The sequence below is a fragment of the Mucilaginibacter sp. HD30 genome (assembly GCF_054061755.1).
On record NZ_JBSSEO010000001.1, the window covers coordinates 4390176 to 4414316 of the forward strand.

The 24141-nt window shown below is 41.4% G+C and carries 22 protein-coding genes; 21 read left to right on the forward strand and 1 reads right to left on the reverse strand.

Annotated elements, in window-relative coordinates; genetic code table 11:
* Positions 1 to 2 precede the first annotated feature (2 nt).
* The 15 genes from ACVW2L_RS20550 (at position 3) to ACVW2L_RS20620 (ending at position 13195) form a co-directional block, all read left to right on the forward strand.
* Positions 3 to 338, forward strand: a complete 336-nt coding sequence (locus ACVW2L_RS20550; RefSeq protein WP_457129830.1) for a four helix bundle protein — start codon at positions 3 to 5, stop codon at positions 336 to 338.
* Positions 339 to 409: 71 nt separating this feature from the next.
* Positions 410 to 1405 carry a 2Fe-2S iron-sulfur cluster-binding protein gene (locus tag ACVW2L_RS20555; protein WP_457129831.1) on the forward strand — a complete coding sequence of 332 codons (996 nt, stop codon included), beginning with the start codon at positions 410 to 412 and terminating at the stop codon, positions 1403 to 1405.
* Entirely contained in the window at positions 1405 to 2457 is a 1053-nt protein-coding gene (nuoH, locus tag ACVW2L_RS20560) for an NADH-quinone oxidoreductase subunit NuoH (protein ID WP_457129832.1), read from the forward strand. The genes ACVW2L_RS20555 and nuoH overlap by 1 nt, the downstream gene beginning before the upstream one ends.
* 1 nt (position 2458) lies before the next feature.
* Positions 2459 to 2971, forward strand: a complete 513-nt coding sequence (locus ACVW2L_RS20565) for a NuoI/complex I 23 kDa subunit family protein (RefSeq protein ID WP_457129833.1) — start codon at positions 2459 to 2461, stop codon at positions 2969 to 2971.
* Positions 2972 to 3030: 59 nt separating this feature from the next.
* The gene (locus ACVW2L_RS20570; protein ID WP_457129834.1) at positions 3031 to 3534 is read left to right on the forward strand and encodes an NADH-quinone oxidoreductase subunit J family protein; all 504 of its coding nucleotides are present in this window, start codon (positions 3031 to 3033) and stop codon (positions 3532 to 3534) included.
* Between the two features lies 1 nt (position 3535).
* Positions 3536 to 3865 (forward strand): NADH-quinone oxidoreductase subunit NuoK, encoded by a 330-nt coding sequence (gene nuoK / locus ACVW2L_RS20575; protein WP_457129835.1) that lies wholly within the window; start codon positions 3536 to 3538, stop codon positions 3863 to 3865.
* Positions 3866 to 3961: 96 nt separating this feature from the next.
* On the forward strand, positions 3962 to 5869 hold the full coding sequence (nuoL, locus tag ACVW2L_RS20580) for an NADH-quinone oxidoreductase subunit L (protein ID WP_457129836.1): 1908 nt from the start codon (positions 3962 to 3964) through the stop codon (positions 5867 to 5869).
* Position 5870: 1 nt separating this feature from the next.
* Positions 5871 to 7319: a complex I subunit 4 family protein gene (locus ACVW2L_RS20585; RefSeq protein ID WP_457129837.1), complete on the forward strand. Its 1449-nt coding sequence runs from the start codon at positions 5871 to 5873 to the stop codon at positions 7317 to 7319.
* Positions 7320 to 7325: 6 nt separating this feature from the next.
* Positions 7326 to 8702: an NADH-quinone oxidoreductase subunit N gene (locus ACVW2L_RS20590; RefSeq protein WP_457129838.1), complete on the forward strand. Its 1377-nt coding sequence runs from the start codon at positions 7326 to 7328 to the stop codon at positions 8700 to 8702.
* A 62-nt stretch (positions 8703 to 8764) separates the two neighbouring features.
* A complete protein-coding gene (locus ACVW2L_RS20595; protein ID WP_457129839.1) occupies positions 8765 to 9406 on the forward strand; it encodes a DedA family protein in 642 nt (213 codons plus the stop codon).
* A gap of 5 nt (positions 9407 to 9411) precedes the next feature.
* A complete protein-coding gene (locus ACVW2L_RS20600; RefSeq protein WP_457129840.1) occupies positions 9412 to 9963 on the forward strand; it encodes an inorganic diphosphatase in 552 nt (183 codons plus the stop codon).
* A complete protein-coding gene (locus tag ACVW2L_RS20605) occupies positions 9963 to 11303 on the forward strand; it encodes a hemolysin family protein (RefSeq protein ID WP_457129841.1) in 1341 nt (446 codons plus the stop codon). Before ACVW2L_RS20600 ends, ACVW2L_RS20605 begins: the two co-directional genes overlap by 1 nt.
* A gap of 13 nt (positions 11304 to 11316) precedes the next feature.
* The gene (locus tag ACVW2L_RS20610; RefSeq protein WP_457129842.1) at positions 11317 to 12024 is read left to right on the forward strand and encodes a 16S rRNA (uracil(1498)-N(3))-methyltransferase; all 708 of its coding nucleotides are present in this window, start codon (positions 11317 to 11319) and stop codon (positions 12022 to 12024) included.
* A gap of 7 nt (positions 12025 to 12031) precedes the next feature.
* The gene (locus ACVW2L_RS20615; protein WP_457129843.1) at positions 12032 to 12691 is read left to right on the forward strand and encodes a DUF4159 domain-containing protein; all 660 of its coding nucleotides are present in this window, start codon (positions 12032 to 12034) and stop codon (positions 12689 to 12691) included.
* Between the two features lie 3 nt (positions 12692 to 12694).
* A complete protein-coding gene (locus ACVW2L_RS20620; RefSeq protein WP_457129844.1) occupies positions 12695 to 13195 on the forward strand; it encodes an acetyl-CoA carboxylase biotin carboxyl carrier protein subunit in 501 nt (166 codons plus the stop codon).
* A 232-nt stretch (positions 13196 to 13427) separates the two neighbouring features.
* On the opposite strand, the gene ACVW2L_RS20625 is transcribed toward ACVW2L_RS20620, so the two are convergent.
* Complete coding sequence (locus tag ACVW2L_RS20625; protein ID WP_457129845.1) at positions 13428 to 15722, reverse strand: serine hydrolase; 2295 nt, start codon at positions 15720 to 15722, stop codon at positions 13428 to 13430.
* Between the two features lie 237 nt (positions 15723 to 15959).
* On the opposite strand from ACVW2L_RS20625, the gene ACVW2L_RS20630 reads away from it, so the two are divergent.
* The 6 genes from ACVW2L_RS20630 (at position 15960) to ACVW2L_RS20655 (ending at position 24135) form a co-directional block, all read left to right on the forward strand.
* Entirely contained in the window at positions 15960 to 16940 is a 981-nt protein-coding gene (locus tag ACVW2L_RS20630) for a deoxyhypusine synthase family protein (RefSeq protein ID WP_457129846.1), read from the forward strand.
* Between the two features lie 228 nt (positions 16941 to 17168).
* Complete coding sequence (locus tag ACVW2L_RS20635; RefSeq protein ID WP_457129847.1) at positions 17169 to 18437, forward strand: cytochrome c3 family protein; 1269 nt, start codon at positions 17169 to 17171, stop codon at positions 18435 to 18437.
* Positions 18438 to 18483: 46 nt separating this feature from the next.
* Positions 18484 to 21531: a TAT-variant-translocated molybdopterin oxidoreductase gene (locus tag ACVW2L_RS20640; RefSeq protein WP_457129848.1), complete on the forward strand. Its 3048-nt coding sequence runs from the start codon at positions 18484 to 18486 to the stop codon at positions 21529 to 21531.
* Between the two features lie 23 nt (positions 21532 to 21554).
* Complete coding sequence (gene nrfD, locus ACVW2L_RS20645) at positions 21555 to 23024, forward strand: NrfD/PsrC family molybdoenzyme membrane anchor subunit (protein ID WP_457129849.1); 1470 nt, start codon at positions 21555 to 21557, stop codon at positions 23022 to 23024.
* A gap of 6 nt (positions 23025 to 23030) precedes the next feature.
* Positions 23031 to 23567 (forward strand): DUF3341 domain-containing protein, encoded by a 537-nt coding sequence (locus ACVW2L_RS20650; protein ID WP_294793226.1) that lies wholly within the window; start codon positions 23031 to 23033, stop codon positions 23565 to 23567.
* Positions 23560 to 24135: a c-type cytochrome gene (locus tag ACVW2L_RS20655; protein WP_457129850.1), complete on the forward strand. Its 576-nt coding sequence runs from the start codon at positions 23560 to 23562 to the stop codon at positions 24133 to 24135. Before ACVW2L_RS20650 ends, ACVW2L_RS20655 begins: the two co-directional genes overlap by 8 nt.
* The last annotated feature ends 6 nt before the right edge of the window (positions 24136 to 24141 follow it).

A 24141-nucleotide genomic window follows, 5' to 3' on the forward strand; every position in this document is an offset into this window, starting at 1 on the left:
CGTTGGTTGAGAAACCTTTTGATATAAGACACAGATGTTACCAATTTTCGAAGGAACTCGTAGTTTTTATATCGATAGCAAAATATGAAAGAATTTACTTTTCAATATTTGATCAGTTATTAAGAAGTGGAACCTCAATAGGGTGGAATATAGTTGAAGCGAAGGCAGGTAGTTCAGTAAAGGATTTTAAGAACTTTTACAACATAGCCTTAAAATCGTCAAACGAAACAAAATATTGGCTTTGTTTAATCAGAGATACAGTTCTGATAAATGAGAAAGAAGTCATTAATAACTTAATAAAGGAGGCGGATGAATGTCAAAGATTATCGCTTCAATAATAATTAATGTGCAAAAATGATACGTTGAAGTTCATCAGTTTTTGACTTTTGAATTTTTAATTTTGACTTAAATGAAAGTTACAATAGACGGAATATCAGTAGAAGTACCAGACGGAACAAGCATCCTTAACGCCGCAAGGGTTATAGGAGGAGATATTGTTCCGCCGGCTATGTGCTATTATTCTAAGCTGGAAGGTAGCGGCGGTAAATGCCGTACTTGTTTGGTACAGGTAAGCAAGGGTTCTGATAAGGATCCTCGTCCTATGCCTAAGCTGGTAGCATCATGCCGTACCACAGTGATGGATGGTATGGAAGTGAAAAACATTACATCGCCAGAGGTTGTTGAGGCGCGTAAGGGTGTGGTAGAAATGTTATTAATTAACCACCCGCTGGATTGCCCTGTGTGCGATCAGGCTGGAGAGTGTCATTTACAGGATTTGGGCTTTGAGCATGGAAGAGAGAAGACACGTTATGAATTCGACCGCCGTACATTTGAAAGAATTGATATAGGCGACAAGATCCAATTGCACATGACGCGTTGTATTCTTTGCTACCGTTGCGTTTTCACTGCTGATCAGATTACCGATCATCGTATACATGGCATATTGAACCGTGGCGATCACTCAGAAATATCGACTTATATCCAGGCTGCTGTTGATAATGATTTCTCTGGAAATGTTATTGATGTTTGCCCGGTAGGTGCATTAACAGACAGGACTTTCCGCTTTAAAAACCGTGTTTGGTTTACCAAACCGGTAGAAGCGCACCGCGATTGCGATCACGCTAACTGTAACGGCAAAGTAACCCTTTGGTATAAAGGCGAAGAGGTGCTTCGTGTAACCGCACGTAAGGATCAATGGGGCGAAGTTGAAGAGTTTATTTGCAACGAATGCCGTTTTGATAAAAAGAAAACGTCTGATTGGGTAATTGAAGGTCCGCGTAAAGTCTCGCATAAATCAGTTATCAGCTCTAATCATTACGAAATGAAACCGCTTCCGGTAGTAAAAACCAATCCGGTGTTACAGGAAGCTAATAAAACACAATTTGAACGGGAGACACGTTTATAATGGAACTGACTGATATCCTAATAAAATTTACTTTGATAGTGATCATTTTCGCTATCAGCCTGGTAGTAGCCATGTATTCTACTTACGCGGAGCGTAAACTGGCTGCCTTTTTTCAGGATAGGGTTGGCCCTAACCGTGCAGGACCGTGGGGTATTTTACAACCCCTTGCTGATGGTGGTAAGATGTTTTTAAAAGAAGAGATCATACCTACTAATGCAACAGGTTTTCTGTTTATCGTGGGCCCATCGCTGGCTATTTTTACAGCTTGTATAGCTTCTGCAGTTATTCCCTGGGGACAAAAGCTGACGATTGGTACAACGGTTATTGATCTGCAGGTTACCGACATAAATGTGGGCATACTTTACATTTTTGGTGTAGTATCATTAGGTGTGTATGGCATCATGATAGGTGGCTGGGCCTCAAACAACAAATACTCGTTGTTAGGCGCCATCCGCGCGGCATCGCAAAACATCAGCTATGAAATTTCAATGGGCCTTTCTATTATCGCTTTAATAATGGTTACTGGTACCATGAGCCTGGGTGAGATAGCGGGGCAGCAGCATGGTTTTTGGGCAAATGGCTGGTTTAGTTGGTTTGTATTTAAGCAACCTTTGGGTTTCCTGCTTTTTATAATATGTGCCTTTGCGGAAACTAACCGCTCTCCGTTTGACTTGCCTGAGTGCGAAACTGAACTGGTAGGCGGTTATCACACAGAATACTCATCAATGAAACTTGGCTTTTACCTGTTTGCTGAGTATATCAATATGTTCATTTCATCGGCTGTAATGGCTACGCTATATTTTGGTGGTTATAACTATCCGTTTATGGATTGGGTGGCTGCTAATGCAGGTACCAACATATCGGTAATATTAGGGGTGGTATTGTTATTTGGTAAAATATTCGGCTTTATCTTCTTCTTCATGTGGGTAAGGTGGACTATACCCCGTTTCCGCTATGATCAATTGATGGATCTTGGCTGGAAATCGCTGATACCATTGGCTATAGCCAATATTATTATAACCGGATTGTGGATGACTTTTATTAGAGGATAATATGGAACCATTAAGTAATAAAAGAAAGGTATTGGAGTCGAAGCCGCTTACTCTAATGGAACGCGCTTACTTGCCGGCCATTGTAAAAGGTTTAGGTATTACCATGAAGCACTTTATGAAAGTGGTTTTTGCCAAAGGCGATGTAACCATCCAATATCCGGAACAAAAACGTGAATTCTCTGAGAATTTCAGAGGCATGCACTCGCTTAAGCGTGACGAGAACGGCAAAGAGCGTTGCACTGCCTGTGGTTTATGCGCATTATCATGCCCGGCAGAAGCTATTACAATGACTGCAGCCGAGCGCCAGAAAGGCGAGGAGCATTTGTATCGCGAAGAAAAATATGCTGCTGTATATGAAATAAACATGCTGCGTTGCATTTTTTGTGGATTGTGTGAAGAGGCCTGCCCTAAAGAAGCAATTTATCTGGATGGTGATATTGTGCCTTCAGATTATTTGCGCAAGGATTTTATTTACGGTAAAGACAAATTAGTAGAGGCCCCGTTAAATCAATAAAGAAGTTTTATACCTTTGCCCAACTTTTTTAAGGGTATAAGGTACGTTAATAGATAACCATGAATCCATTTTACGTTGTAGCGTTTTTGTCTATCTTTTTTGCCATTTTGGTAATAAGCGCAAAAAATCCGGTGCATAGTATACTTTATCTTATACTAACCTTTTTTACGTTCACCGTCCATTACATTTTACTTAACGCTCAGTTTTTAGCCGTTGTAAACTTCATTGTTTATATGGGTGCCATATTAGTATTGTTTTTATACACGCTAATGCTCATCAATTTAAATGAGGATTCTGAGCCGGCAAAATCAAATTTTGTAAAAATAGCTGCGGTTATAGGTGGCGGATGTTTCCTTGTTACTATAGTAGCATCAATAAAAGCCTTAGGCGCTTCAAACCTGGTGGTAATGAAAAACCCCGATCTGGGTTTGGTTAAAAACCTCGGAAAAGTATTGTTTAACGAATATTTATTGCCATTTGAAATCTCCTCAATATTGCTGTTATCGGCAATGGTTGGTGCGGTTTTATTAGCAACTAAAGATAAAGACCCAAAAGCAGCGTAATATGCAAAGTTTAACTAATTCAATGCTTGGTGTGCCGCTTAATCATTACATATTATTAAGTGCTATCATATTTTCAATAGGTGTTATGGGCGTGTTGTTGCGCCGCAACGCTATAGTGATCTTTATGTCTGTTGAGTTGATGCTAAATTCGGTAAACCTGTTGCTTACAGCTTTTTCGGTTTATCGTGGGGATGCGGCAGGACAGGTGTTTGTATTTTTTATTATGGCGCTTGCAGCAGCCGAGGTTGCGGTGGGTTTGGCTATTATAGTAATGATCTATCGTAACACCAACTCTATTGATATAAACGTACTGAACAGGTTGAAATGGTAGATAATTTCGAATTTCGGATTTTCAATTTCCGATTTAGAATTATCAGTATATAAGAAAAACGTATAACGTACAACGTCAAACCGTACGACTTTTAAAATGGATAAATATATCTGGCTTATTCCTTTATTACCGTTGCTGGGCTTTGTTATTAATGGCATCGGTCGTAATTCACTATCAAAAGGACTTATTGGCGCAATTGGCAGTTTAGTTGTATTGGGCTCATTCGGCCTGAGTATTGCTGCTTTCTTTCAAATAAAGTCTACCGGCGTTCCTATTAATGTTGATTTGTTCACGTGGTTCAGCGTAGGCTCATTAAAGGTAAATTTTTCTTTTCTGGTTGATCAGTTAAGCGCTATAATGCTATTGATCATAACCGGAGTAGGATTTCTTATTCACCTGTATTCAACCGGTTATATGCATGATGATGACGGTTTTGGTAAGTTCTTTTCTTACTTAAACCTGTTTGTATTCTTTATGCTGCTGTTGGTGATGGGCTCTAACTACCTCATCATGTTTATTGGTTGGGAAGGCGTTGGCTTATGCTCATACCTGCTTATTGGCTTTTGGTATACTAACGCAAGTTATGCAGACGCAGCTAAAAAAGCCTTTATCATGAACCGCGTAGGCGACTTAGGTTTCCTGATAGCGATATTCTTAATCTTCACAAACTTTGGAAGCATCAATTATGCCGATGTATTTGGTAAGGCCGCCACTATTGGCGCCGGCGGTGCACCGTTTGTACTAATCACTATTCTGCTGTTTGTAGGCGCCACCGGTAAATCTGCACAATTGCCATTGTTTACATGGTTACCAGATGCAATGGCCGGTCCGACACCGGTATCGGCACTGATACACGCTGCAACCATGGTAACTGCAGGTATCTACATGATAGCTCGCTCCAATATCCTATTCACAATGGCTCCTGAAACCCTTGAGGTAGTTGCCATTGTAGGGTTAGCAACCGCCGTATTTGCTGCATTAATTGCGCTTACGCAAACAGATATTAAAAAGGTGCTGGCGTATTCAACGGTATCGCAGTTGGGTTATATGTTTTTAGGCTTGGGCGTTGGTGCATATACCGGTGCATTTTTCCACGTATTAACACACGCCTTCTTCAAAGCATTATTATTCCTGGGTGCGGGCTCTGTTATTCACGCCATGAGCGGAGAGCAGGATATGCGTAAAATGGGCGGCTTAAAAGGGAAGGTTAAAGTAACATTTATAACCATGCTGATAGGTACCATAGCAATAGCGGGTATACCTCCTTTCTCAGGCTTCTTTTCAAAAGACGAAATTTTAGCGGCAGCCTATGCCCATAACCCGGTTTATTATGCAATAGGCGTGGTTACTGCAATGCTAACCTCGTTCTATATGTTCCGCATGATGTACCTTACTTTCTGGGGTAAATTTAGGGGCACGCATGAGCAGGAGCACCATTTACATGAGTCGCCTGCAAGCATGACTATTCCTTTAATAGTATTGGCGGTTTTGTCAATTATTGCAGGTATGATTGGTGTGCCGGCTGTAATGGGTGGTCACCACGAATTAAACGCTTTCTTAACACCTGTTTTTGAAGCATCGCACAAGATAATGGGCGAGCACGAATTAAGCCACAGTACAGAATGGATGCTAATGGGTCTTTCCGTTGGAGGCGCTTTAATTGCCATGGCTTATGCTTATACCAAATACGTTAAAGGCGGCCATGTTCCGATAGCTGATACGGAAGAACGCCCGGCGCTGGCAGGCCTGTCTTACAATAAATTTTATGTTGATGAATTGTATGATGCCATTATCCGCAAGCCATTAGATGCTCTTTCAGTGTTCTTTTATAAGGTGGTTGATAAACTGGGTATTGATGGTATAGTGAATAGTCTGGGCAAAGGTACTATTGAGGCCAGCAAGAGCTTTAGATTATTGCAGGCGGGTAACGTCGGTTTCTACATATTTATGATGGTAGCAGGCATTATTGCCATTTTGCTATATAGCTTAACAAGTGTTATTTAAAATGACTGTTAGTATACTTATATTTTTGCCGGTAATAGCAGCGCTTGCTGTGCTGTTCCTTAAAAACGAAACAGCTAAACATGCCGCCTTATTTTTCTCGGTTATTGAACTGGCGGTTGCCCTGTTTTTCCTAAGCAATTTTGTGCCAGACGCCAGCACACAGTTTAAGATTGATGTGCCCTGGATAACACGTTTAGGCATCTACTTTACTGCCGGTATTGACGGTATCAGCATGATAATGGTATTGTTAACAACCGTATTGGTGCCGTTAATTATTCTTACAACCTATCAGCATAATTATAAAAACGCGGGTGTATTTTACGCGCTCATCTTGTTTATGCAAGCCGCTATGCTGGTAGTATTTACAGCTTTAGATGGCTTTTTGTTTTACGTAGGATGGGAAGCAGCGTTGATACCTATTTACTTTATCTGCGCATTATGGGGAGGCGAAAATCGTATCCGCATTACCATTAAGTTTTTTATCTATACGTTCGCCGGCTCACTTTTTATGCTGGTAGCTATTATTTATTTATATACGCAAACCCCTGATAAGCTTTACAGTTTAGAGACTTTTTACCATTCGGGTTTATCGCATGGTCAGCAGGTTTGGGTTTTCTGGGCATTCTTCCTGGCTTTCGCTATTAAGATGCCTGTGTTCCCATTTCATACCTGGCAGCCTGATACCTATACCGAAGCACCTTCTGCCGGTACTATGATGCTATCAGGTATTATGCTGAAAATGGGTGTATATGGTGTCATCAGATGGCTGATCCCTAATGCGCCGATAGTAGCTTTTGAGTGGCAGAATTTAACCATCATATTATCAATTGTTGGTATTGTATACGCTTCTATAATTGCTTTCACTCAAACAGATGGAAAACGTTTGGTGGCCTATTCATCAATAGCCCACGTAGGCCTTATAGCTGCGGGCATATTTGCCTGGAATGTTCAGGGCTTGCAAGGAGCGATGGTACAAATGCTTAGCCACGGTATCAATGTTGTAGGTATGTTCTTTATCTGGGATATCATCAGCCGCCGTTTAAACACCCGCGATCTTTCTCAATTAGGTGGCATTGCCAAAGCAGCTCCTGTTTTTTCTATCGCATTTCTTATCATCGTATTAGGCACAGTGGCCTTGCCGCTTACTAACGGTTTTATAGGCGAGTTTTTATTACTGAACAGTGTTTACCAATATAATATATGGCTGGCCGCTATTGCAGGTCTAACCATCATATTTGGCGCGGTTTACATGCTGCGTATGTACAAAAATGTAATGCAGGGCGAAGCCAATGCCTTAACAGCTGTTTTTGCAGATGTTAAAGGCTCAGAAGCTATTGCGTTGGGCATAATTTGTTTTTTAATAATAAGTATCGGTGTTTATCCTCAGCCAATTTTGCACATATCAGAGGCTTCGGTTAACAACTTGATACACAATATAAATCTCAGGTAGTTTAATATGAATACTCTAATAGTTATATCTGTTTTACCTATAGTGCTGCTATACCTGGGCCTGTATAAAATGCAGAAAGCACTACTGCCTGTTACTATAATTGGTTTACTGGTCGCATTCGGATTGGCTTTGGGCCATTGGAACGACGGTGCCACGCCTATCTACAGTGGCATGATGTTGTTTAACAATTTCTCGGTAGTGTTTTCATCTGTTGCTATATTATCAACCATATTGATCGTTATGCTTTCAAAAGATTATTTTGAACGCATAAGCTCCCACGTAGCCGAGTATTACGCCGTTATATTATTTTCGCTAGCCGGCATCATTGTAATGGTATCTTACTACAATTTATCAATGCTGTTTATCGGTATCGAGATCATGTCAGTAAGTTTATACATCCTTGCCGGTATTAAAAAACGCGATTTCGCTTCAAACGAAGCTGCGTTAAAGTACTTTTTAATGGGTGCCTTTTCAACCGGATTTCTATTATTTGGTATCACTTTGATCTACGGATCTTCGGGTTCATTCAATTTAGAAGAGATCGGTAAATGGCTTTCGCACGACACTCATATTGATTGGTTATCATTTACCGGTATGATGTTGATACTAATTGGTCTTTGCTTCAAAGTTGGTGCTGCTCCTTTCCATTTCTGGACGCCTGACGTATACGAAGGTTCTCCAACGCTCATTACAGCATTTATGTCTACCGTTGTTAAGGTAGCCGGATTTGCCGCGTTTTATCGTTTGTTTTCAGTTTCGTTCGGTATGGCAAGTGGTTTCTGGATGCAGCCCTTATCAATAATTATCATCCTCACCCTATTTATTGGTAACATAACGGCCTTATACCAGCAGAGCTTTAAACGCATGCTGGCATATTCAAGTATCTCGCATGCCGGTTATATGCTTTTTGCAATTATCGCTTTAGGCGGCAGCTCTGCGGTGTCAATCTTCGTTTACGGAAGCGCTTATTCAATAGCTTCAATAATTGCGTTTGGCGCGCTAATATTGGTTCAGCAGCAAAGTGGCAGCGATAGTTTTGACAGCTTTAACGGCTTAGGAAAAACAAATCCGTTTTTAGCGTTGGTATTAACTGTAGCTATGCTTTCTCTGGCTGGTATTCCCTTAACTGCGGGTTTTATAGGCAAGTTTTATATGTTTAGTACCGCCATAAGCAAATGGCAGATCTGGCTTACCGTTTTAGCAGTTATAAATGCTATTATCAGTATATTCTACTATTTCAGGGTTATTATAGCTATGTATTTTCGCAATAGCGAACGTTCGCCTGTGTTGGTGCCCGGTAATTATGTTTTTGTTTTTGCAATTGCGGCTATTGCCACGGTTGTTATTGGCATCTATCCCGACCTGATATCCCGACTCATTTAATTCATTAAAATCAAAATCGGTTTCTAATTGATTTAATATTTGTAGTTTTACAGATATAGTTAATGGAAAATTTTTGGGAATACCTGCAAAACTTAACCGATGCTAATTCTATTTTAAGTAAGGGAGGGTTTTACTTTTTACTGATTGTGGTATACGCAGAAACGGGCTTGTTCTTCGGGTTTTTCTTACCCGGGGACTATCTTTTATTCATGGCCGGATTGTTGTGTGCATCTGGCAGAATAGATGTTGATTTAGCTACTCTCCTTTTTTCGGTTATGGCGGCTGGTATTTTAGGCAACTATACGGGGTATTGGTTCGGCTATCGCACAGGGCCAATGCTGTTCAAAAAGGATGACTCTCTTTTCTTCAAGAAACGTTACATAGTGGTTGCCGAAGAATTTTATAATAAACACGGAGGTATGGCACTAGTTTTGGGAAGATTTTTCCCTATAATAAGAACTTTTGCACCTATCTTTGCGGGGGTTGTTAAGGTTGATTTTAAAAAGTTTACGATATACAACCTGGCGGGAGGTATTGCGTGGACATGTACCTTTATTTTGTCCGGTTATTTTTTAGGACGAAAGTATCCACAGTTGAATGATTACCTTGAATATGTTATATTAGGGCTCATAGTCATTACATCAATACCGCTATTAATAGCTTTTTTAAAAAGGAAGAAAACAAGTACTGAAAAAAACAAATAATATATATGGCTACACTACACCCATGGCACCAGGTTACTACTGGCGACAACGTTCCTGAAATTGTTAACGCTATAATTGAGATTCCGAAAGGCTCAAAGGCTAAATATGAAATAGACAAAGATTCAGGATTACTTAAACTTGACAGAGTTTTATTTTCTTCAGTAATGTATCCGGCTAATTATGGCTTTATCCCACAAACCTATTGCGATGACAAAGACCCATTAGATATTTTGGTGCTTTGCTCAATAGATGTTTTCCCGATGTCAATGATAGAGGCCAAAGTTATTGGCGTTATGCACATGGTTGATAATGGAGAGCAAGATGATAAAATTATTGCGGTAGCAAAAAATGATATGTCGGTAAATTATATTAACGATCTTAACGAGTTGCCGCCTCATGCAATGACAGAGATAGTGCGTTTTTTTAAAGACTACAAAAAACTGGAAGGCAAAAACGTTACAATTGAGCATATGTTAGGTAAAAGATATGCATACAAGGTGATTGCCGAAAGCCTTGAGCTTTACCAATCTACCTTTGTTTCACCAATAAATATTTAATGGACCCCGGCGATTATCATATTAGCGGACTTAGTGTTTTCTTAACCCTTTTTCTGGTTCTTTTAAACGGCTTTTTTGTTGCTGCAGAATTTGCGATGGTTAAAGTTCGCACGTCTCAGATAGAGTTGCGGGCAAAAGCAGGCAATAGCGTGGCAAGGATTGCCCGCGGTATGATGCATAATCTCGACGGTTATCTCGCAGCTACACAACTTGGCATTACCATTGCATCACTGGGATTAGGTGTTGTTGGCGAAGAGGTGGTTACTAACTTAATGGTAAATGCATTCAGAGCCTTTAACGTAGAACTTGCGCCGGGGGTAATTACTGCAAGTCATATTATTGCATTTTCAACAATTACAATTTTTCACATTGTTTTTGGCGAATTAGCGCCTAAATCATTAGCCATACAACGCTCGTTGCGGACGGTAATGGCGGTATCAATACCACTCAGGTTTTTCTATATAGTTTTTAAACCTGCTATTTGGGTGCTTAACGGTTTCGCTAATTTTATGCTTAAGCTATTTGGTATAAATCCGGTTGGCGGCCACGAAGCTCACCATAGTTCTGAGGAACTGCAGTACTTGCTTGAACAAGGCAGAGAAACCGGTGCTTTGGACTCGTCTGAGCATGAGTTAATTCAAAACGTATTTGATTTTAATGAGCGCGTTGTAAAAAATATAATGGTGCCGCGTACCAAAATATCTGGTATCGAGCTCAATACAGAAAAAGAAGAATTATTGGAGATGCTGATATCTGAGGGATACTCGCGGTTGCCTGTATATGATGAGGTGATTGACAAGATAGTGGGTATTGTTCACGCTAAAGATATTTTGCCTTTACTGGCCAGAAATGAAGAAATTGTTCTGAAGGATATTATACGCAAGCCTTACTTTATCCCCGAAACCAAAAAGATAAACGATCTGATGGCTGAGTTACAACAAAAGCGCATCCAGATAGCTATCGTATCTGATGAGTTTGGCGGTACAGCAGGCATGGTAACGTTGGAAGATATTGTAGAAGAGTTAGTGGGCGAGATACAGGACGAGTATGACGAGGAAAAGCCAATTGTTGAAGTAGTAAACGAAAGAGAGTTTATTGTTAACGCGCTGGCGCCTATTTATGATGTAAATGAGCATTTACCGCATGACCTGCCCGAAGATGGCGACTTTGATACGGTATCGGGCTGGCTTGGCCATGTATTTGGGAAAATACCTGACGTTGGCGAGCAAAAGGAATCAAACGGTTACAACATAACCGTTTTAAAAAAATCTGACCAGAATATAGAATCCGTAAAGCTGGAGTTATTGCTAAATGAGGAAGATACAGTAGATTTGCATTGATCTGCTGTATTGTATGCACCTGTTTTATACGCCCGATGTTGATGCTTCGCACCCTATGTATTTCCTCAGCGAAGAGGAAAGCAAGCACTGTGTACGTGTTTTACGCCTGCAGGCTGGCGACAGTGTTCAACTAATTGACGGACGCGGAGGATTGTTCAACGCCATTCTTCACGAAGCCCATCCCAAAAGAACCATCCTTAAAATAACAGGCGTACAAACCGAATTTGGTAAACGCAACCATCACCTTCACATCGCTATAGCGCCAACCAAAAATATTGAACGTTTTGAGTGGTTTTTAGAGAAAGCGACCGAAATAGGTATAGATGAAATAACCCCCATCATCTGTCAGCGATCTGAACGTAAAGAAGTTAAAACAGAGCGATCTGCCAAGATCATAACGGCTGCAATTAAGCAATCGTTAAAAGCGTACCATCCCATTTTAAATCCCCCAATCGCTTTTAATAAGTTCATCCAGCAGCAGTTTAACGCTCGGAAATTTATTGCGCATTGCATAGAAGATAACAAAAGTAGTTTAGCGGCCGAGGTTGAAAAATCGGGGAGTTATGTAATATTAATAGGACCGGAAGGGGATTTTACCCCTGCCGAGATTGATTTGGGTTTGCAAAACCAATATAAAGCTATAACTTTAGGTGATAGCAGGTTGCGAACGGAGACCGCCGCTTTAGCCGCTTGTTTCGAGATCAATTTTTTAAACCGCTAAGACACACATGAAGAATTTGGTATATACAGCTATACTGCTTGGCTTGTTTACGTTAAGCAGCTTTAACGCGCCTACCTATAAAATTGCCAAGCTTAAGTATAGCGGTGGTGGCGATTGGTATGGTGATCGTACTGCTTTGCCCAACCTTATTAAGTTTTGTAATGAGAATTTAAAGACGAATTTTGACAGGGAGGATGATATTGTTGAGCCTGGAAGTTCACAACTTTTTAGCTATCCCTTTGTTTTTATGACAGGGCATGGTAACGTTATTTTTTCTGACCAGGAAGCAAAAAATCTGAGGAAATATTTAACAGGAGGAGGGTTTTTGCACATTGATGATAACTATGGTTTAGATAAGTTTATACGGCCGCAAATGAAGAAGGTATTCCCTGAACTTGATTTTGTGGAGCTGCCTGTTAATTATCCTATCTATCATCAAAAATACAGCTTCCCTACAGGGTTGCCTAAAGTGCATGAACACGATGGTAAACGCCCGCAGGGTTTTGGCCTGATCTACAAGGGGCGTTTAGTGTGCTTTTATTCGTTTGAATGTGATCTGGGCAACGGATGGGAGGATTTGGGTACTTACGCCGGCGATACGCAGGAGGCCCGCCTAAAGGCCTTAAGAATGGGTGCCAACCTGGTTCAATATGTTTTAACGCAGTAACGGATGTTAGAGGTTAGCGTAAATTCGCATAAATATACTGTTGAGGATGGGATTGATGGCGGTGTTGTTATCAATAATGAGAACGTTAACTCAGATGTAAGTAGGATCAATTCTTCTGTTTGGCATATTATAAACGATCTGCAATCGTATAATGCCGAAGTTGTAGCCTTTGACAGCGCTTCAAAAACCGCGCAAATACGGGTAAATAATAATTTATATACCGTTTCGGCAAAAGATCAATTTGATCTTCTGCTGGAAAAAATGGGTCTGAGCAATTTAAACAGTGCAAAGATAGGCGAACTAAAAGCCCCTATGCCGGGCTTAGTGCTTCGCATTTTTGTTAAGGAGGGTGATGCTGTAAGCAAAGGCGATAACCTGCTGATACTGGAAGCCATGAAAATGGAAAACATCATTAAGGCCCCTGCCGACGTTGTTGTAAAAACAGTTAAAATCAATCCGGGCGATAAAGTAGAGAAAAGCCAGATACTTTTGCTATTTGTCTAATAGGATAGGTGGCTCAGAACCGGGTGAGCCACGCTGAGCCCTGTGAGCTTCCGTGAGCCACCCGCGTAATTTTGTCACTACCACGCCGCGAAATTGGTCAATACATCCCCATTTATTCATTTAAGCCAACGTGTCTTTGGCAATATTAATGCAATGTGTAGTCTGATATAAATCATTGAAAATACGTTACAACGAGGTTAGGTAGTTTTAGTCGAAAAAAGTACTCCCGCTATCAATTCAATGCATTTAAGATAAGATCAGTCATGTCAAACCGTGGGAAATCGCCGGTATTATTCAATAATATAACGCAGGTGTTTGTGTCTTCTTCGCGCGCAAATAGCGTATAAAAGCCCAGATCTGTACCCGGGTGGTAAGTAATAACGTGCTTTTTTGAGGCAGCGAAATAATCTTTATCAATCATCCAGCCATAACCATACCAGGCGCGGTAATCTAAAAATTCAACCCGTGGCTTCAACATTTCGGCCTTAGCAGCTTTAGATAAAAGATTGTCGGCCATTAATGCGCTATGGAATTTTGCCAAATCTTCTGCCGACGATGATATACCCCCTGCGCCTGTTACGTTGGCCGCGTCATACTTAATTTCGGGAACAAACGCCTCAAGGTATCCTACAGCTTGCTGCTTGCCTGTTTTATAACCCAACCAGGTATTATTAAGTTGTAGCGGAATGATAATGCGTTCGGACAAAAGGCTATTGAAAGATTTGCCTGTTACTTCCTCTGCTATCAGCGCCAATACAGAGAAATTGGAATTACTGTAACTAAAACTGTTTCCGTTTTTAAACAGCAGTGTATCGCTGCAAAATTTGATCGCCATTTCTTTTAGGGAAAATGATTTACTAACTATTTCTGCTTTATAAGCATCATTATGAAAGTAATCGGGAATGCCTGATTGATGTGTAAGCAACTGTTCAATGGTAACTTCGCCATTAGCGTAATAGGGGATATATGTTTTTATTGGCACCTGCAAAGAAAGTTTTCCCTCATTAATTAATTGATTTATAATAACCGAGCAGAAGGTTTTAGACAGTGAACCTATGCGATAAACAGTTTGCTCATTTGCTACAGTTTTACTTGCCTCATCGGCGTAGCCATAACTTTTACTGATGATGGTTTTTCCGCTGCTTTTTACAAGTGCCGTGCCGTTAAACTGGCCGTTTTTATTATAGAAACTTAATATAGAGTCTATACGTAACGCGGGGTCTTTAGGTAGCTTACGCAGTTTTGCTTCAAGCGCCTGTTTAAGTTCAAGGGTGTTGTTAATTGCTCTGATATCTGCCACAACTTTTTCAACATTAAAATCAGGGAGTTGGGTTGTATAATCTTTCCAAAATTCCGCGCCGTCTGTCGTACTGTTTTTTTCAATGCTGCTATTATTGCTTAAAGTTTCAACAAAGGCTTGGTTCCGGGTTGTATCAACATCCGTCACCACGTAGTTGTAATGTGTTTTTGCAACAAAATCTGAATGAAGTAAGGTGCTCTTAATATAGACGGCGCTATTGGCAATCACATCCGAGATCACCCATCGGTCGCCTATTTTTTTGTAGCTTATTTTATTGTCACCGGCTTTCATTGCCATGCTAATGTTCATCATTTTCATTAGCAATCGTTGCGAAAAATCGCCCATCTTTGTCCGGGCGGCCCCTTCAGGACTTAACCGGTAATCAAAATATAAAAAAGCGTACGTTTTAGTTTCAATAAAAACTTTCCCGCGGTAGGTTATATCCTTTGCGCCATTCCTTTCTGTAAAATCAATTTCATAAGCAGGGTATCCTTTAAAATCAACTATACCTTTTACTTCAAACTGATGCCGTTTTAAACCATCTTTGCCAAAGATCTCGTGCGTATTTATGTTTTTTACTATATCCTCATTAAAAACAGTTCGTGGACTTTGGCCCACCTCAATATTTTTAAAATCGCGTATATTTTTAATATCCCGCGCCTTTATTAACCGGAACATATTAGCGTGTTTATCGGCATAGCCAAAATTATAAATGTCAAATACTGCTTCTGATAATTGTAAAGGTTCATCGTTTTTAGCCGTATGCATCCGGTAAAAGCCTTTAATAACGTGCGGTAGGTTAAGGTAATTATCAGGTATGTGCTCAATAGCTTTTTGTATGATCTTTAGCGGATCGCGATACTGAATTTTTACCTCCTTAAGTTCTAAGCTGCTTTTGTTTAATTTAATTTGAAGTGTACCAGGAGATAGATCAGAGAGCGGTATGCGTTTGGTTAAATACCCGATACTGCTTATAAGCAATGTATCGGCCATGTTTTTTGTAGCTATATGCAGCACAAATGCCCCTTTGCTGTTAGTAGCTGTGCCAATGCCCGTGCCCGAAATTGTGATCCCTGCATAGCTCACCGGCTGTTGGTCTTCACCAGAAATTACTGTGCCCGATAAGATTAAATTGGCGGTTTGCGCCTGCCCATGCTGAATATTGAGCGAGGATAGAATAATAAAGATCAGTAACCGGATAACCGATTTCAGTGAGAGTTTTTGCATGCTGCGCAAACTAAGTCAGAATCCACGTTGAATACCAATAATTAACAAAAATTAACGTATGGTAGCAATTGAATCAGGCCTATAGTTTAATTATGCATTCTCCTTTCTGTCGTATGCTAAAAGGCGCATACATATCGGTAGGGTAAAAGCAAGTTTCTTCGGCTCTGAATTCATTTGCAAAAGCAAATCCCTCTTTCCCTCAAAATACCTACTTTTGCCTTTCAAATTTGAAAGATAATGAGCACTACCAAAGGACCCATATCTCAGTTTATTGAGAGAAACTACCTGCATTTTAATGCTGCCGCGTTGATGGATGCGGCCAAGGGTTATGAAACACACCTTACCGAAGGCGGTAAAATGATGGTAACCCTGGCCGGTGCCATGAGCACCGCGGAGTTAGGCATATCGCTGGCCGAGATGATCCGTCAGGGTAAAATAGATATCATTTCGTGTACAGGGGCTAACCTTGAAGAGGATATAATGAATTTGGTAGCGCATTCGCACTACAAACGCGTGCCTAACTATCGCGACTTAAGTCCGCAGGACGAGTGGGACCTTTTAGAGAACCACTACAACCGCGTAACTGATACCTGCATACCCGAAGAGGAAGCATTCCGCCGCTTACAAAAACATATTCATAAGCTTTGGAAAGATGCTGATGACGCCGGTGAGCGTTATTTTCCGCACGAATACATGTACAAAATGTTGTTGAGCGGTGTTTTAGAACAGTATTATGAAATAGATCCAAAAAACTCATGGATGCTGGCCGCTGCGGAAAAGAATCTGCCGATTGTAGTACCCGGATGGGAAGACTCTACCATGGGTAACATTTTTGCATCATACGTAATAAAGAATGAAATAAAGGCCGTTACCATGAAAAGTGGTATTGAATATATGGCCTGGCTGGCTGACTGGTACGTTAAAAATTCATCAGGTAAAGGAATTGGTTTCTTTCAGATAGGTGGGGGCATTGCAGGCGATTTTCCAATATGTGTTGTGCCGATGCTTTATCAGGATATGGAGATGCCGGAGATACCTTTTTGGAGCTATTTCTGCCAGATTTCTGACTCTACCACCTCGTACGGTTCGTACTCCGGAGCGGTACCTAACGAGAAAATAACATGGGGTAAATTAGACATCCATACACCTAAGTTTATAGTGGAATCTGATGCCACCATAGTAGCACCATTGATATTTGCGTGGATATTAGGACAATAGCAAAAATTCTAAATTGAACTGATGTTATCGTAAATAATTGCAACAATTAGTTATAAAATTTACAACATTTCTATTTATTTAGAAAGATTATAAATTAGTTATTACTGTCATTTATTTGTCAGCGATTATTTAATAAATTATACTTTTGTGGCTGAAAAATTGCGTAAAAGTGGCTTCTTTTAGCATTTTTAGTACATAAAAATAAACTATTTAGCACAATACAACTTTATGAGAAGCATCTCATTGATTTTTAAACAATTCACTAAACCGGTTTTACTTGCGTTATGTTTGGCCGTTTGGGGATTTTCTGTTAAAGCACAAGGAGACCCTGCTAATGGGGAGGCTTTGTTTAAGAAAAATGGCTGTAACGCCTGTCATGCTTTAGATAAGCGGATGACTGGTCCTGCATTAGGGCCTTTGTTGACAGAGGATACCGATGACAAATGGATAACTAAGTGGATACAAAATAACCCCGCTTTAATTGCAGCTAAAGATCCAAAAGCGATAAAGATCTACGAAGAGTTTGGTCAGGCCGGCATGCCCGCTTTCCCCAACATTACTGATGCGGAAGCCGCAGACGTTATTGCTTATGCACGTGATGGCTACAAGAAGTTAGAAGATGCAAAGAAGACTGCAGGTCCTGCTGCTGGTGCGGTTGCGGAAGATAAAGGCCCAAGCGACTTAGTTGTTTTTGGTCTTATCGGTGTGATCATACTTGCCTTTATCATCATCCTGGTATTAAACAGGGTAATCGGCACGCTCGAAACCATCATTACTAAAAAGGGCGTTGTGCTTGACGCCGAGGAAGTAGAAGCCGAGCAGGTTGACCGTTTTGCCACCGTAAAAAGGATGGCCAAAAACAAGAAATTTGTTTTCTTCGTACTGTTGTGCGTTACTATAGGCGGCGGAGCCTGGCAGTGGAATATCCTGTGGAACACAGATGTTCATACTGGTTACCAACCAACCCAGCCAATCAAATACTCGCACGAACTGCATGCAGGCATCATGAAAATTGAATGTCAGTATTGCCACACCGGCGCGTTCAAATCAAAAAATGCATCTATACCGTCGTTAAACGTGTGTATGAACTGCCACAAATCAGTTAAGACTGAGTCGCCGGAGATACACAAAATATACGATGCCTTGGGTTACGATCCGGCAACTGCTAAATACGACAGCACTAAGGCTCGCCCTATACAGTGGGTGCGTATACACAACCTGCCAGATCTGGCTTACTTTAACCACTCGCAGCACACTACTGTGGGCGGCATTAAATGCCAAACCTGCCATGGCCCGATTGAGACCATGCCTGAGGTTAAACAATACAGCCCGCTTACCATGAAATGGTGTATACAGTGCCACAAACGTACCGAGGTTAACAGCAAAGGCAGTGCATATTACGATCAGGTTTTAGCCGCTCATGATGAGATCAAAAAAGGCAAAAAACCAACCGTTGCTTTATTAGGCGGTATTGAGTGCGGCAAGTGCCATTATTAATATACAGATAGAATTTAGAGCATTACAGTTTTATATTACAGCTTAAATGGATAGCAATAAAAAATACTGGAAAGGTGTAGAAGAACTAACCCGAACCCCGGAATTTGTTGAGAAAAATAAAAACGAATTTGCGGAGCCTATTCCAATTGAGGATGTTTTGTCTGGCGATGGCCTGCTGGGTAAAACTCCCCGCCGCGATTTCTTAAAAGCGGTAGGTTTTGGCGTTGGCGCGGTTACCTTAGCGGCTTGCCAAAGGGTACCTGTACACAAATCCATCCCATATTTAATTAAACCGGAAGAAATTACGCCGGGTGTTGCCAATTACTATGTATCAACCTACGAAGGTTCGGCCATTATGGTTAAAACCCGCGAAGGCAGGCCGATCAAGGTAGAAGGTAACCCGAATGATCTTCTTTCAAAAGGTGGTTTGAGCGCACAGGCTCAGGCATCAGTTCTTGACTTGTATGACGTTAACCGTGTAAAAAGCGCTGCTATAAATGGTTCTGACGTTACCTGGAGCAATGTTGATGACCATATTATATTAGAACTTGCTAAAATTGTTGATGCCGGCACCAAGATCCGTATCGTATCTTCAACTATTTCAAGCCCTTCAACTTTAAGCGTAATTGCAGATTTTATTGCTGCTTATCCTACTGCAAAACATGTAACATATGATGCAGTATCATATACCGGTATTATTCAGGCTAACCAAAACAGTTTTGGTAAAGCCGTTATACCTCATTATAATTTTGATAAAGCTGACGTTATTGTAAGCTTCGGCGCCGACTTTTTAGGCACCTGGGTATCTGGCGAAGAGTTCACCCGCCAGTACGTATCAAAGCGTGCTGCCAAAGCACTGGAAGAGAAGAAAATGTCTCGCCACATCCAGTTTGAAACAGGCATGAGCTTAACAGGTACCAATGCTGATGTGCGCATCGCACTAAAACCATCAGAAGAGGGAATTGCCTTAGTTAATCTTTACAACGCGATTTCGGGCACTACTTTACCGGGCAGCAAAGCATTAGCAAATAATAAAGCAGCCAATAACGCTATAGCAGTTGTTGCTAAAGAATTGGTAGCAGCTAAAGGTCGTTCGCTGGTTGTTGCAGGTTCAAATGATGTAGCTACCCAAATATTGGTTAATGCTATTAACTCAATATTGGGCAGCTACGGCACTACAATTGATCTGGACAACTATTCAAGACAATATGCAGGTAATGACGCTGAATTAGCAGAGTTTGTTAACGAAGTTAAACGCGGCGAAGTTGGCGCAGTATTCTTCCTGAATGCTAACCCGGTTTATGATTTTTATCAAGGCGCAGCATTAGCTAAAGCTATTGAGAAAGTTCCGGTACGTGTATCATTCTCTGATACTAAAGATGAAACTTCTGCCATATGTAACGTTATAGCACCTAACCACCATTACTTAGAGTCGTGGGGTGACGATAGTGCTATTGAAGGTTACTATACCGTAATGCAACCAACCATTAACCCGGTTTACGATACCCGCCAGGCTCAACAAAGCCTGTTGGTATGGTCATCAAACTCGGTTAATAACTACTATACTTATTTAAGAAACGTTTGGAATACAACAGTACTTCCGTTGGCAGGTCTTTCAGGCCAGGCCGGATGGGAAAGCGTATTGCAAACAGGTTTTATAAAAGCTGCTGATAAACCGGCAGGCGCTTATTCATTCAGCTTTGATTTAAATGGTGTAGCTCAGAAAGTTTTAAGTCAAAGCGCACAGTTAGCTGCTTCCGGCGATAAAAAGCTGGAATTATCTTTATATCAAACTAACGCTATCCGCGATGGCAAGCATGCTAATAACCCATGGTTACAGGAGCTGCCTGATCCGGTTTCAAAAGTTACCTGGGATAACTTTGCCGCCATGTCTCAAAATGACATGAAAGAGTTAGGTTTAGTTGAAGGCGATGTAATTACAATTGATGCTAACGGATACTCAATTGCTTTACCTGCTTTATTGCAGCCAGGGCAGGCAGTTGGTACGGTATCAGTTGCTGTGGGTTACGGCCGCACCAGCGGTGGCGCTGTAATTGAAGGTGGAATAGGCAAAAATGCTTTCCCTTTCTACAGCTTACGTAACGGCACTTTCCAGGGCACTACTATTGCTAAAGTTGGTGCAACCGGCGATAACATTCAATTGGCACAAACACAAACGCACCATTCATACGAAGGACGTAGCATAATACGCGAAACCAGCCTTTCCGAGTTTGTTAAAAACCCTGCACATGCGGTTGGCCATCATGAAGGACACAAAGATTATAGCCTTTGGGACGAGCACGTTCGCCCTAACTATGATTGGGTTATGGCAATTGACCTTAACGCGTGTACCGGTTGCGGTGCCTGTGTGGTTGCTTGTAACGCAGAAAATAATATTCCGGTTGTAGGCAGAGACGAAGTACGCCGCCGCCGCGAAATGCACTGGATCCGTATTGACCGTTATTACACTTTTAACGAAGCCGGCAAAGGTGTTACCGAAGAAACAGAAATTGCTCATTTGGAAGACATCAGCAATGTATCGGTTGTACATCAACCAATGCTTTGCCAGCACTGCGACCACGCTCCGTGCGAAACTGTGTGCCCCGTATTAGCTACCGTTCACTCATCAGAAGGGTTGAACCATATGGCTTACAACCGTTGCGTTGGTACCCGTTATTGCGCTAACAACTGTCCGTTCAAAGTACGCCGCTTTAACTGGTTCAACTACTGGAACGATTCACGTTTTGATAACTACCTTAACAATCCGCATACTCAATTGGTATTAAACCCAGACGTAACTACCCGTTCACGTGGTGTTATGGAGAAATGCTCAATGTGTATCCAAAGAATACAAGCCGGTAAACTGAAAGCTAAAATTGAGAAACGCCCTGTAAAAGATGGCGATATCAAAATGGCTTGCCAGCAAACCTGCTCTGCCAATGCTATCATATTCGGTAACCGTAATGATCCTAACTCGGCAGTGTCAAAAGCATTGAAGAGCGAAAGAACTTACTATGTGCTTGAAGAATTTAACGTTGAAGCAGGTATAGGTTACCAGGCAAAAATTAGAAACACATTTGAATTAGAAGCTTAAGCTATCATTATTATATATAAAGTATGGCATCTCATAAAGAATCAATAATAAGGGAACCGTTAATTACCGGCGAGAATATAACCTACGCCAAGGTAACAAACGATGTTCTTACACCTGTTGAAAACGCACCTAACAAAGCCTGGTGGATAGGTTTCATCGTATCCTCAATAGGGGCCTGCCTTTGGGTGTTTGCAGTTAGCTGGACGTTTTGGTTCGGTATCGGATCATGGGGTTTGAATAAAACAGTTGGCTGGGCCTGGGACATCACCGGTTTCGTATGGTGGGTAGGTATTGGTCACGCAGGTACGCTTATTTCGGCAATCTTGTTACTGTTCCGTCAAAACTGGCGTAACTCTATTAACCGCTCTGCAGAGGCGATGACGATCTTCGCGGTAATTTGCGCAGCTACTTACGTAGTATCGCACATGGGCCGCCCCTGGTTAGCTTACTGGCCTTTGCCGCTGCCAAACCAATTTGGTTTGTGGGTTAACTTTAACTCGCCACTGGTATGGGACGTGTTCGCGATATCAACTTACTTTTCGGTTTCATTAGTGTTCTGGTACATCGGTTTATTGCCTGATATTGCCAGCATCCGCGACCGCGCTTCAGGCCTTCGCCGCAGAATTTATTCTATCTGCTCATTCGGTTGGACAGGTTCAGTTAAAACCTGGCAGCGTTTTGAAACCGTATCATTAATATTAGCAGGTATATCAACCCCACTGGTACTTTCAGTGCACACTATTGTATCAATGGACTTTGCTACCTCTTTAGAACCGGGCTGGCACACAACAATTTTCCCTCCTTACTTCGTTGCAGGAGCTATTTTCTCAGGTTTCGCAATGGTGCAAACACTATTGCTGGTAACGCGTAAGGTTTTAGGGTTAGAGAATTACATAACCATGTTCCACATCGAATCAATGAACAAAATCATCCTGGTAACAGGCTCTATTGTTGGTGTGGCTTATTTAACAGAGTTCTTTATCGCTTACTATTCAGGCGGCGAGTATGAGCAATATACTTTCCTTAACCGCTTTACCGGTCCGTTCTGGTGGGCAGGCTGTATGATGTATGGCTGTAACATCCTGATGACCCAGGTAATGTGGTTCAAAAAGATCCGTACCAACATTGCAATGGCATGGGTACTATCTATCATCGTAAACATCGGTATGTGGTTTGAGCGTTTCGTAATTATCGTAACCTCATTGCACCGCGACTTTTTACCTTCAAGCTGGGCTATGTTCACGCCAACCTGGGTTGACGTAAGTATCTTCATCGGATCAATAGGCTTGTTCTTTACGTTATTCCTGTTGTTCCTTCGTGTGTTGCCTTCAATAGCAATGGCCGAGGTGAAACTTTTATTGAAATCGTCAAGCGAGCAAGCTAAGAAGAAACAAATTGAGGAAGGACATCTTGATCCGGCTCAGGTTCAATACTACAAAGATTCATTGATCCCTTACGATACGGTAGATTTAGAAAAATACGAAAACGCATAATCAACAATGAGCAGCACTAAATATATATTAGGACTTTTTGACGATCCGGATGTGATGATGCATGGGATTGACAAGTTACAGAAAAATAGTATCCCTATTTATGATGTATACACCCCAATGCCAATACACGGTATCGATGCCAAGTTGGGCGTTAAGGAATCGCGTTTGGGTTATGCGGCATTCATGTTCGGCTGCTTAGGCGGTACGGTAATCTTCAGTATTATTTATTACTGTTTGGTGCATGACTGGCCTATGAACATTGGTGGTAAACCATATTTCGCCATCCCGGATTTTGTACCGGCTACATTTGAATGGACAGTATTATTTACTGCATTTGGTATGGCATTTACCTTCTTTTACGCTACACACCTTTTCCCGGGTAGAGCGCCACGGGTAATGGACCTTAGAGCAACTGATGACCGTTTTGTAATAGCAATTGATGCTAAAGGAAACGTATCGCACGAGGATATAACGAATATATTAAAAGAAGCAGGAGCAGTAGAAGTTAAGCATAACACCAGAAAATATGTTAGCTATGAATAAGTATAAAATATTGGGAACAGCGGTTGTTGCTGTTGTTGCATCGGTGGTAACCACCTCATGTAACAATAAGGAAAACACCGGATGGGAGTACGCACCCAATATGTATGAGCACATTGCATATGATCCTGATCAGAAGAATGAGCAATTTAAAGATGGTAAAACAGCGCAAGTACCCCCAGCCGGTACTACGCCAATTGGTTTTACCCGTTTTGATTTTCCAAATAGCAAGGAAGGGTACGAAGCTGCTTCAACAGGTATAGTAAGCCCCTTAGCTGTTAATGCCGCTACTTTAGCAGAAGGCAAAAAAATGTACATTACGTTTTGCTCTCCGTGCCATGGTGCTACCGGAGGCGGAGATGGCGAAGTTGTTAAACACGGTTTCCCGCCGCCGCCAAATTATGCAACCGGTCAGTCATCACGTGGTGGCGCAATGAAAGACCTTACGGATGGAAAGATCTATCACACTATAACTTACGGCGTAAACGCAATGGGATCTTACGCATCGCAACTGGCTCCGCAGGATCGCTGGAAAGTTGTAATGTACGTTCACCATTTACAAAACTTATAAGAAATA